Raw genomic sequence first — 11,411 nt, 5'->3', positions numbered from 1 at the left:
ATCCGTTTCACGCGCGCATATCGATCTCCAGCAGCATCGGACCTGCGAGCGGCAGCATTTCCGCCATTGCGACAGCAAGCTGCGCGGGTGATATACGCCTGAACCCCAACCGATAGGCCGCTGCGATCGCCTCAAAATCTGGCGCGCCGGGGTGGCATCCAGTCGCTGCAATACCCGCCGCCTCCATTGAATTTGCAATTTCAAGGTATGCGTTGTTGTTCCAGACGACAAACAGAATGGGGAGGTTCTCATCACTGGCCACACCCAGCTCCGGAAGGGTGAACTGTGCCCCTCCATCTCCCATCAATGCAATGACCGGTGCGGAAGGATCCGCAAGCGCGGCCCCTATTGCAGCGGGGATCGCATAACCCAGCGCGCCAAAACCGGTTGCACCATTGAACCAGCCACCCGGTCGGTCGTGATCATAGTACAAGTTGGCCGCATAGACCGCTTGTGTTGAATCACCCACCAAGACCGCGCCGGGCATGGCCTCTCGCAGGGTTTCAATTTGGGCTATGAAATCTCCATAGCCGGGCGTCTGTGATTCAACTTCTTGACGGGCAGCGTTTCGCGCGCGCTCTGCACGAGATGCCCCATTTGTTTTCGCTTTTTCAGCAACTTGGCATGCCAATGCAGGCAGGCACTCGTTCAGATCTGCAAGGAGAGTACGTTCTGCAGGGTGGCGCGCGAGTTGTTCGTCGCACACATCAATGCGCAGCAACGTGTTCATCTCGGGATAAGCCCCGGTTGCATACATATCATAGTCCGTCGGACCCAATTCGGTGCCCAATGCCAGAACGCAGTCGGCTTGTGCAATCAAGCTGCGCACAGATTGCAACGACGGGCTGGCGGGGACTGTCAAAGGATGCCCATGCATCAAACCGCGTGCATTTACTGTCTGAACCACCGGCGCATCTAGCTTTTCAGCCAGCTGCGTGAGTGCCTGATCTTGTCGACGACACCCGCCACCAACAAGAATTACGGGATGAGTACTATCGGCCAAAGCCTGCACAAAGGGTTCAAGGTCTGGCTGCGATTGCTGGCGTTTTGTTGTGATCGACAGGGGTTTTAGAACAGGCAGATCCATCACATCAGTGGGAACTTCGATATGAACTGGTCCTGGGCGACCTTCGAGTGCTGCAAAGCTGCGCGCCAGCGCACCCTCCAGATCAGCTCCACTTGCGATATGTTCCACATGTTTGGACACTGTTTGTGAGAGGCCGATCTGATCGGGCAACTCGTGCAAAAGCCCCAACCCTTTACCGAGGCTGTCGCGACGATTGACCCCAGTAACAACAACCATAGGGACACTGTCTGCACGCGCTTGCGCCATTGGCGTCATTGTATTCACGAGGCCCGGCCCCGTGATCACAAATACCACACCGGGCTTGCCAGACATGCGCGCATAACCATCGGCCATAAAGCCTGCACCTTGTTCATGGCGTGGGGTAATGTGGCGAATGTCCGCGTTCTCAATTCCACGATACAGTTCTATCGTGTGCACACCCGGGATGCCGAATATGATCTCCACTCCACGATCAACGAGATTTTGGACTAAGGTCTGGCCGACTGTTGCCATGGGTATTTCCTAAATAAATATTATATATCAGACAGATGCAGGCAGTCCGAGAATGCTAAACACCGTCTCCTCTGCGAGTGCGGTCAATCTGTCAGGAGGCAACATATCGGGGAGCATGGACCCTTCCAGCCAAAGCCCGTCCAAAACGGCGTTACAGGCAATCGCTTTTGCTTCCACCTCCGCAGGAGTCGCGGGACTGCCCTGTGACACCAATGCCTCTCTGATGAGCGGCTCTAGCGTGTTTCGAAAACCTAAATATGTATCGATGTGAATTTGCTTCATACGATCATCATGTGGGACCATCTGGATAAACCCGGCCCAAATCTGCAGGCTCTCGCCATTGGTCACCGGTGCAGACAGCGTATCACGTATGCACTGCCTTAGACGGTCAGGTAACGGACGACTGATGTCGCCTGCGGAAGACAACGAAAGATGCGCCATATTCTGCATGTGGTGAGCATATGCTGCGTACATCAAATCTTCTTTGGTGCGGAAGTGATGGCGGATCAGACTAAAGGCGACGCCTGCTTCGGCAGATATTTCACGCACTGTCGCTGCGGAAACACCTTTGCGCGCGATAACCCGCAAAGTGGCCTCGATTAACTGCTCTCGACGCTGTTCAGGATTCTCGCGACGAAACTTGGGTTCTTTAGGAGCGGCGTTCACTATAAGCGTCCTCACTTTTATTGCACAATCGTACAATTAATGTGCGACGTCAAGCAAGAGCTCTCATGTAGAGTGCTGGCAGCCAGATCACATCGGATTTTAGCACCGGTGAAGAAAAACGCAGGTACGCCACTAGGAGTTGTTCGAGAACGATACGGTATCATCACTTAAAACCCCTGAACGCGAATGCATTCAGGGGTTTGTGACTAACTTTGACCTGAGACGCTGAATTCTACATCAGAACAGGGTCACATTGTCTGCGGCGGCAGGTTTGCGAACTGGAGCTGCCTGCGTACGTGCAACTGCTGCGCGCTCTTCTTCACCAAGTCGACGATCATCGGCCACATGGGTCTGCTGCGCAGCACCCGAGCAGGCGTGAAAGCGTACCCTGCGTGCAGATGTGCCCCCGACCGACGAAGAAATCACCGGGATGCCCTCGTCTCTGAGAAACCGTTGTACGAAGTCCGCATTATTTGCACCGATGTCAGATAAGTTGGCAGACATCTTTGCACCGCCAAAAACCTTCGCTTTGAGGTTAGACCGCAACGCGCCTTTCTTCATGATCCCGTTGATCAGAAGCTCCATCGCATGCACACCATATCGCGCACTGACACCTCCAGCACCCGATGAGGATGCGAGTAGGAAGTGGTTCATGCCGCCAACACCGACCTGTTCATCGTAGATGCAAGCCGCAATGCAGGAACCCAAAACGGTTGAGAAAACCACTTTAGGATCGGTCGTAACTTTATAGTCACCCTGCAGAACAGTGACCGTACTCGTATTTTGAAAAACATTCGACAAAGCGGCTTCCTTCCAGATGTCTCGTCTCAGGTCTTGCAGGCTTGCAGAATTGCACCGGCCATCCTGGCCAAGGGCACTTGTTTTTGCGCGGCCCCGATTTCCCAGGCGACTCTGGGCATTCCGTAGACCACGGCAGTTTTCTCGTCTTGGGCGAATGTCGCTGCACCTGCTTTTCGCAGATCCAACATCCCCTTTGCTCCATCTTGCCCCATACCGGTTAAAATTGCGGCAACGACATCTTTGGCAAATGGCACTGCGGACGAAAATAAAGCGTCAACTGAAGGCGTATGCCCAGAGATATTCGGGCCCTCTTTCATCCGAATCTTGAAGGGCTTTCGGGGTGTGACCCCCATATGTCGCGGCTGGCCCGCAGCGATATAAACGTGACCGCTTTGTAGGGGAATATTGTCTTCAGCCGCGACAACTTTGGCGGGACAAATCCGATCAAGCAGGGAAACCAGACCGCTGCCAAAACTCTTTCCCGTATGCTGCACGATCAAAGTGGGCGGGCATTGAATCGGAAAGCCCACCAGAACATTTCTCAGCGCCTCGACACCGCCGGTCGAAGACCCAATCAGGATGATCTTCTTGAAGTCATCCCTGCCAACAGTCGGCTTTGCCGAATTTGCCGATGGCGAGTTTCTACGCGGCGCTTTGATCATCATATCAAAGTACTGAATGAACTGACGCGGGCTGTCGGATTTGGTCAGCTCAAAAATACCCGCCCCCACATTGAGCAGCGGCGAAGATCGGCGCGCTGGCGTGGAGTTACGATCATCCATCACCGAAACCCACCGAACGTCCAGCGCCGAAAACAGCGCCAACATCATCTCAAATTCCGGCAGTTTCGTGAAGCCATCTTCAACAAATGCAAAACTAGGCTGCCCAGCTTCGGCCTGATTGTAAGCCATCATCAAATTGTTGGCCAACAGCACCTGCAAGCCGGGATAAGCAGCTTCCATCTGGCTCTGCAGAGTTCGGGCAAAGTTACGATCAGTGGTGACTATCAAAACGCTCAATGAAGACAATTTACTACCCGTTTGTTTGCCCCGGAGACCCGGGAAGTTCATGTTCAGCGACGTAGAACCGGTCTACTAAGGACCACGTATTTCGCCGGCTCATTCAAAAATCTTGCCAGAGGTCGCGCCCTGCAGACCCGCTCGAGGAAGGCATCGGTGCAGGTGGATCAAATTCAAGATCATCTCCATGTGCTGATACTTGCATCGGTTCACAATCCGGGCTTGTGACCTCCGGTATTGTTGCGGCGCGCATTGGTGCGACCGGTTGCCCCGTTTGAAACTGCGCAACCAAATCGGCCAGTTTTCCCGCATCAGATTTCAACAAATGACTGGCAGCGGTCGCCTCCTCAACCATTGCCGCATTTTGTTGGGTGACCTGATCCAACTGCGTCACCCCGTCATTGATTTCACTCAACCCGGCGGATTGCTCTGCTGCACCTTCGGCGATTTCAGACACCAAGCTCGAGATATGCGAAACACGCTCGACAATCGATTTCAGAGAAGTCCCTGCCTCGCCAACAAGGTTGACGCCGTCCCCAACATGTTGAGTGGATTCTGAAATAAGATTCTTGATCTCAAGTGCTGCTTGAGAAGAGCGCTGCGCCAGACCGCGCACCTCCGATGCGACAACGGCAAACCCACGCCCCGCTTCACCAGCGCGTGCGGCTTCGACCCCGGCATTGAGAGCCAAGAGATTGGTCTGAAACGAAATATCGTCAATGACAGAGATGATCTGCGCGATTTTTTCTGACGATTGCTCGATCTTGGTCATGGCATCTACGGCATTGCGCACAACAATATCGCTTCTTTGCGCTTCGCCCTGCGCCTGCTTGACGATGTCCTCGACATTCTTTGCCCCTGCCGCCGCCGATTTAACGCTCGCCGTCAACTCATCCAGCGCGGCCACGGTCTGTTCCAGTGTTGCGGCCTGCGCTTCGGTACGGGACGACAAATCATCCGAGGCCTGGCTGATTTCATCGGAGCCGGATCGAATCCCTCCTGCGGTATCCGCAACTTGCCGCACCACACCGCTCAACTCCGTGAGAGCTGCGTTGAAATCCGTTCGCAGCTTTTCGTGTTCATCATCGAAAGGATTGGTGATCCGATGCGCAAGGTTTCCGTTTGCCAGTTGCACAAGGCCTTCACTGATATGATGGACCACCTCTGCTTGCTGGACTTGGAGCTCCTGTCGGTGCGCTTCCGCTTCTTTGGCGGCTCTCAGATCCCCTTGCATGGTTTGAAGAACTTTACCCATATGACCAAACTCATCCCAGCGATCCGCCTCTGGGATAGGAGCATCCAGTTTCCCTTCACTGATTTGACTCATACGTTCTGACAGCCCGTCGATCGGTTTGAGAAAGCTACGCGCGAACCACCAACCGATTGCGGTCATAAGCAGCGCGCTCGCCAGAGATGTCAGGATCAACAACCACCTGTCGTTGCGTACCGGAGCCAGTACTTCCGCGCGCTCCTGCTCTACTGTCAAAAACCAGGTAACGCCCGGTATTGAGAGTTGTCTGCTTAACGCGACCACAGGAGCACCGCGCAGTCCGACAGCGTCGCGATCAAACACTTGGCCCTGCTCTGCGACACGTTCTTGGGTCGAAAATGTCAGCGCATCCAGCATATTGTGACCATCATCGAATCGTGATCGCGACCGCGCCTGGCCATCTTCGGCGACCAGAAAGACTTCGGTACTTTCGCCTAGCCCCTCGGACGGGGTTATGATCTGATTCACGAGTGCTTCCGGTATCTGCAAAATCAGCACGCCCACCACTTGACCGCTGCTCGCCACGATTTGCGTTCCAACAAATGCCTTCGGAGAATTCCCTCGCGGGGCAAAACGGTCAAAGTCGGAAAACACAATCTCATCCGTCGGTGCAGACATGATCCGCTGAAACGTAGACGCCAGACTGCTGTCTTTCAGCGCGCCCGATAGCAGGTTGCTGCCGTAATCATCTTGCTTTGCGACTGTATAAATCACATCGCCTGCAACCGTCACCAGATAGGCATCGCTGTATCCCTTTGAGACCAACAGCTCTCTGAACGACGGATGAAATGTTGCGTGATGAATGTTGTACGGGATCGTTTTCTGAGCCCGATCCATCTTAAATCGTTCATCTGGCGCATTGGGATTTTCAGAAATGTACATCTGGCGCAGCGTTTCAGCTGGCGATTCGCTCACTCCACCCCATGCGGCAGAGATACGTTGCGTAGCGGTCGCCGTAGACGGCATCTGCGCGAGCACCTCAACATCTGCACGAATGGATTTGAACAAAGCCGTCAAGACTGTCTCACGGTCAGAGACGATGGATTCGAATCGATTCGCGACCGTGATCCACGCGTTTCTCTGATAATTTACGGTACTGACCGTCACGAGGATGGTACTGGCCATCACCGCGAATCCTACAAGAAATGCAGGTAGTTTGTAGCGAATCTTCAGTCGAGACAGCGCGGTCATTAGGGCCTCCAAGACGACGCATCCAATATGATGCGCATGATACTTGGGGATATGTCTCCTCCATCAGGGGTTAATTTGCGCCTTACGGGGGCAAATTCGATCTTCTTATATTCTCTCGGTGACATCTTATAGCCGGTCGAACTGCAATCTTATCCCTTCCAAGGCGCTATGCTGGGTCAGCAGGTCCGCTTCATGAGTCCGAACAAAATCGGCTTTAGCGATCTTTGGTGATTTCTCCAGAAGGGCGGAAATCAAATGTTAAGGCCCTGAAGCTAAGACTGCTCCCATCGAACTGAAATCAATCGCCTTAAACGGGGGTGCGAATCGCGAATATGACCACCGAAACGCAAAAGCATACTCTGGATTTGCCCAATGCCTTCGCGGATCTAGACCCACTGGTCGCCTTTCTCAACGCCTCTCGTGACAAGGCTGTTGAGGTCGATTGCAGCAAAGTTGCGGTAATGCCGTCTCGCTGCCTGCAACTGCTTTTGGGAGCAGAGCAACAGTGGCGTTCCGAGGGCCTGGGTTTCTCGGTCACTAATGTCAACGAGGGGTGCAGAAAATCCCTCACCCTTCTGGGTTTGGAACCCAACCGATTTGAAGACGAGGAAACAGTATGAAAACCAAAGTTCTGGCAATCGACGACTCTCGTACTATCCGAAATCTGCTGGCGGCAACGCTGGAAGAAGCGGGTTTTGAGTACCATTGCGCCGTTGATGGGCGTGAAGGCGTTGACATGTATGATGATGTGGCGCCCGATGTTGTGATTACCGACATCAACATGCCCAATCTTGATGGCTTTGGTGTGATCGAGGAGCTGCGGGGGGACGGCATCAACTCCAAGGTACCGATCCTTGTGCTGACGACCGAGAGCGCACCTGAAATGAAAGCACGCGCTCGCGACGCTGGCGCAACTGGCTGGATTACCAAACCGTTTGACGATCAATCCCTGATTTTTGCGCTAAAGCGCGTGACCGGAGCGGTTGCATAAAATGTCGGGGTCGATTCAAGATACATTCTTTGAGGAGTGTGAAGAGCTCCTCGAAGCGATGGATGAGGGTCTGACCGCTATCGAAGGAGGCGATCACGATCCCGAGGTTGTCAATGCCGTGTTCCGGGCTGTGCACTCGATTAAGGGTGGTGCCGGGGCATTTGGGCTTGATGAGTTGGTGGCATTTGCCCACAAATTTGAAACCGTCTTTGACGAGGTTCGGTCCAACAAACTCGAACTTGATACCAAGCTGATCCAGTTGCTTTTGCGCTGTAGCGATCATCTTGCGGATCTTGTCACCGTTTCTCGCGATGGTGGCAGCGTCGATGAGGAACACAATGATGTCCTCATTGCAGGCCTTGAAGAGTATCTCGACGAGGAAGAAGAGGATCTCACGTTTGAGCCTATGGGGCTCGGCGGCCCTTCAGTTCCGCTGCCTTTGGCAGTGGAGGAAGAGAAGTCCTATGAAATTCGTTTCCGACCGCTCAAAGAAATGTTTGGGACCGGCAACGAACCATTCTTCTTGTTTCAGGCTCTGTCCGAGCTTGGCACGCTAGAGGTTGTTCTGGATGAAACAGAGCTCCCCGGTTTTGATGCCATGGCGATGGATGACAGTTACCTCGCCTGGAACCTGACCTTGACGACGACAGAGCCGAAATCTGCGGTTGAAGCGGTATTCGAATTTGTCGAAGGCCTGTGTGAACTCTCGATTGCATCCGACAAGGACGCAGAGGAGGAAGCCGCTGCCCTGGCTGCACTGAACGCCGCATTTGGCGTCCCCGGGGATAGTGCCGAGCCCGAGACGCCAGCCCCTTTTGACGCGCCGGCACCTGCAGAGGCTACTCCAATGGCAACTCCTCAAGCGACGGAAAAGGTCGAAACAGTAAAGCCGGAGAGCAATAAGTCAGAACAACGCGGACCTAAGCCGACCCTTCGTGTTGATCTGGAGCGGGTGGACCGGCTGATCAACGCGGTTGGCGAGCTCATCATCAACCATTCGATGTTGGCGCAACAGATTGCCAACCTTGATGTGGCTGATCTGCGCGATGTCGAAACTGAACTGGAAGGCTTTAAGAATCTGGCGCGCGACATACAGGAAGGCGTCATGTCTATCCGTGCGCAGCCCGTGAAGCCACTCTTTCAGAGGATGGCACGTATTGTCCGCGAGGCATCATCGGCGACGGAGAAAACTGCAAAACTGATCACTGAAGGTGAAAATACCGAGGTCGACAAGACCGTAATCGAGCGCCTCTCTGATCCGTTGACGCACATCCTTCGAAATGCTGTCGATCATGGCATCGAAAAACCGGAAGATCGTGAAGCCGCTGGCAAAAACCGAACCGGTGAAATTCGCCTATCGGCGTCGCACCGGTCCGGCAGTGTCTGCATCGAAATTAAAGACAATGGTGCAGGGATCAACCGTCCCCGTGTCAAGCAGATCGCCATTGAAAAGGGATTGATCCCGGAGAATGCCGACCTGACGGATGCAGAAATCGACAACTTGCTGTTCCTGCCAGGTTTCTCCACTGCAAAAGAGGTGTCAAACCTCTCTGGACGTGGTGTTGGCATGGATGTGGTCAAAAACGCGGTGACGGCACTGGGCGGCAGGATCAATGTCTCGTCCACGCCGGGCAAAGGATCTACCTTTACCATCATATTGCCCCTCACTTTGGCAGTCATGGACGGCATGGTTGTGTCCGTTGCGGATCAAACCATGGTCGTCCCGATTACATCCATCATTGAGACGATGCGTGGCAGTGATGACATGATCAACAGCCTGGGCGCTGACGGCACGTTGCTGTCCATTCGCGGCAACTTTGTCCCGATTTGTGACGTAGCGGGTGCCCTCGGGTTGCGCAAACCCGAAGGCGACAAACCACCTGGAGTGTATCTCTTGGTAGAAACGGAAACGGGGCAACGTAGCGCCCTCGCCGTGGACGATATTCACGACCAACGACAGGTCGTGATCAAAAGCCTCGATGGCGTTTGTGGAAACATCCCAGGCGTGGCAGCGGCAACGATCTTGGGCGACGGTAAAATCGCCATGATCTTGGACTCAGAAAGCATCATCGCGGCCTCGCCGACATCGGCCACCTTTGATTCAGATCGGAGAATGAGCAATGCAATCGCAAGCTGAAGTTAAAATTGGCGACCAAGAGGTCAAACATGCTCAGCAGAGCGAGTTTGTAAGTTTCACCGTTGCCGGCCAGGCCTTCTGCCTGAAAATCACCCAAATCCGGGAAATCCGCCGCTGGGCTCCTGTCACAATCCTACCGCATGCTCCTATGGATGTGCTGGGTGTGATGAATTTGCGCGGCGCAGTGATCCCGATCTACGATCTATCCGCCCGTTTCGGCCTGCAACAAACAGAGGCAAGCGAACGGAATGTCGTGATCGTGGTTGCTGTTCATGGCAAGCCCGTGGGACTGCTGGCAGAATCCGTGTCTGAGATCATCTCGATCAATCCAGAAGAGATCCAAGACACTCCCCCTGTCGATAGCCGATACACGATGGAGTATATTCAGGGGATCATTTCCCATGATGACACCATGGTTCGTATCATCAATCTGGACGCTGTCATTTCTGCACCGGAGCAAGGCCTCTCGTGAGCATCGCTGGTCAAATCGAACCCTTTGACGATGGCATTATCCTGTCTGATCAGGATTTCGAGGCCATTGCTCAATTCGCATACAAACACTTCGGCTTGGCGATGTCGCCAAGCAAGAAACCTTTGGTCTCTTCACGCTTGTCTCGGAAATTGAGAAAGCAAAACATCAAAGCGTTCAAAGAATATTTGAAGCAGCTAGACGGACCAAATGCGGATCAAGAAAGAAGCGAACTTCTGTCCCTGCTGACCACCAATGTGACGCAGTTCTTCCGGGAACCGCATCATTTTGAGACGTTGCGCAATGACGTTCTTCCACCATTGCTGGAGAAGGCAAAGAAAGGGGGGCGCGTCCGAATTTGGTCCGCAGGATGTTCCATCGGACAGGAGCCCTACACAATTGCCGCTGTCCTGCACGACATGTGCCCCGATGCGGATCGTTACGACATAAAAATCCTGGGCACAGACATCGACCCGGTTGTCGTCAGAACAGCAGAGGAAGGCCAATATCCGCTAGAGGATTTTGATGGCATTCCCAAACAGTACAAGATGAAGCTCGAACCGGGCGTGAAACAGGGTACCGGCCGCGTGCCTCAGCACCTACGCCAGAAGGTCACCTATGGTGTGCTGAACCTAATTGAGCCTTTCCCATTCAAAGGGAAGTTCGATGCAATCTTTTGTCGCAATGTCGCAATCTACTTCGACAATCCGACGCAACAGAAAGTGTGGCAAGCGTTCCAACGCACACTCACCCCCGGCGGGTACCTTTTTATAGGTCACTCAGAACGAATGTCCGGCCCGGCATCACAACATTTGAAGACGGTCGGCATCACAACATACGTCAATACCCCAGGCTAGTTTCACTCACGGTTAGCCAAGACGAGAACACGAGGAAAAAACGATGAGCTTGAAAGACTCTCTGCGCGTGATGGTTGTCGACGACATGTCGACCAGCCGAGGCATTCTTACCCAGTGTCTCGATGAACTCGGCGTCAAGAACTATCTCGTCGAAAACAACGGGCAATCTGCGTTCCAAAAACTGGCGACCAATCCAGTTCACTTGGTGCTATCGGATTACAACATGCCCGGCATGGATGGTCTCGGTCTGCTGCAGGCAGTACGTGGGCATGCTGCGACCCAACGCATTGGTTTCATTCTGGTGACGGGCAAACCGACCCCTGAAATGATCGAGGTTGGCAAGAAGCTCGGCTTGAATAATATCATTCGCAAGCCCTTCACGGTCGCATCTATGCGGCAGGCTATCGAACAAGTTGTGGGGCGCCTGTGAG

At 53.7% G+C, this 11,411-nt stretch carries 11 protein-coding genes; 6 read left to right on the top strand and 5 right to left on the bottom strand.

Annotation, left to right across the window (positions count from 1 at the left end; translation table 11 throughout):
- Positions 1-7 precede the first annotated feature (7 nt).
- From K529_RS20145 to K529_RS20125, 5 genes are all read right to left on the bottom strand, one after another.
- The gene (locus K529_RS20145; protein ID WP_005612872.1) at positions 8-1,579 is read right to left on the bottom strand and encodes a 5-guanidino-2-oxopentanoate decarboxylase; all 1,572 of its coding nucleotides are present in this window, start codon (positions 1,577-1,579) and stop codon (positions 8-10) included.
- 27 nt (positions 1,580-1,606) lie between these two features.
- Entirely contained in the window at positions 1,607-2,245 is a 639-nt protein-coding gene (locus tag K529_RS20140) for a TetR/AcrR family transcriptional regulator (protein WP_005612871.1), read from the bottom strand.
- A 237-nt stretch (positions 2,246-2,482) separates the two neighbouring features.
- Positions 2,483-3,046, bottom strand: a complete 564-nt coding sequence (locus K529_RS20135; protein ID WP_005612869.1) for a chemotaxis protein CheD — start codon at positions 3,044-3,046, stop codon at positions 2,483-2,485.
- A 26-nt stretch (positions 3,047-3,072) separates the two neighbouring features.
- On the bottom strand, positions 3,073-4,008 hold the full coding sequence (locus tag K529_RS20130; RefSeq protein ID WP_005612867.1) for a CheB methylesterase domain-containing protein: 936 nt from the start codon (positions 4,006-4,008) through the stop codon (positions 3,073-3,075).
- Positions 4,009-4,168: 160 nt separating this feature from the next.
- On the bottom strand, positions 4,169-6,526 hold the full coding sequence (locus K529_RS20125) for a methyl-accepting chemotaxis protein (RefSeq protein ID WP_005612865.1): 2,358 nt from the start codon (positions 6,524-6,526) through the stop codon (positions 4,169-4,171).
- 332 nt (positions 6,527-6,858) lie between these two features.
- Between K529_RS20125 and K529_RS20120 the strand changes: the two genes are divergently transcribed.
- Genes K529_RS20120 through K529_RS20095 form a run of 6 tightly spaced genes read left to right on the top strand, consistent with a single transcriptional unit; the run spans position 6,859 to position 11,410 of the window.
- Entirely contained in the window at positions 6,859-7,146 is a 288-nt protein-coding gene (locus K529_RS20120) for an STAS domain-containing protein (protein ID WP_005612862.1), read from the top strand.
- Positions 7,143-7,517 (top strand): response regulator, encoded by a 375-nt coding sequence (locus K529_RS20115; protein WP_005612860.1) that lies wholly within the window; start codon positions 7,143-7,145, stop codon positions 7,515-7,517. The genes K529_RS20120 and K529_RS20115 overlap by 4 nt, the downstream gene beginning before the upstream one ends.
- Before the next feature lies 1 nt (position 7,518).
- Positions 7,519-9,654 (top strand): chemotaxis protein CheA, encoded by a 2,136-nt coding sequence (locus K529_RS20110; protein ID WP_005612858.1) that lies wholly within the window; start codon positions 7,519-7,521, stop codon positions 9,652-9,654.
- The gene (locus K529_RS20105) at positions 9,638-10,126 is read left to right on the top strand and encodes a chemotaxis protein CheW (protein WP_005612856.1); all 489 of its coding nucleotides are present in this window, start codon (positions 9,638-9,640) and stop codon (positions 10,124-10,126) included. Before K529_RS20110 ends, K529_RS20105 begins: the two co-directional genes overlap by 17 nt.
- On the top strand, positions 10,123-10,980 hold the full coding sequence (locus K529_RS20100) for a CheR family methyltransferase (protein ID WP_005612845.1): 858 nt from the start codon (positions 10,123-10,125) through the stop codon (positions 10,978-10,980). Before K529_RS20105 ends, K529_RS20100 begins: the two co-directional genes overlap by 4 nt.
- Positions 10,981-11,023: 43 nt before the next feature.
- On the top strand, positions 11,024-11,410 hold the full coding sequence (locus K529_RS20095; protein WP_005612843.1) for a response regulator: 387 nt from the start codon (positions 11,024-11,026) through the stop codon (positions 11,408-11,410).
- Position 11,411: the final 1 nt, after the last annotated feature.

This window comes from Tritonibacter mobilis F1926 (assembly GCF_000376545.2).
In the GTDB taxonomy this organism is placed as follows: Bacteria; Pseudomonadota; Alphaproteobacteria; order Rhodobacterales; family Rhodobacteraceae; genus Epibacterium; species Epibacterium mobile.
This window is presented reverse-complemented; position numbering and strand designations above follow the sequence as displayed.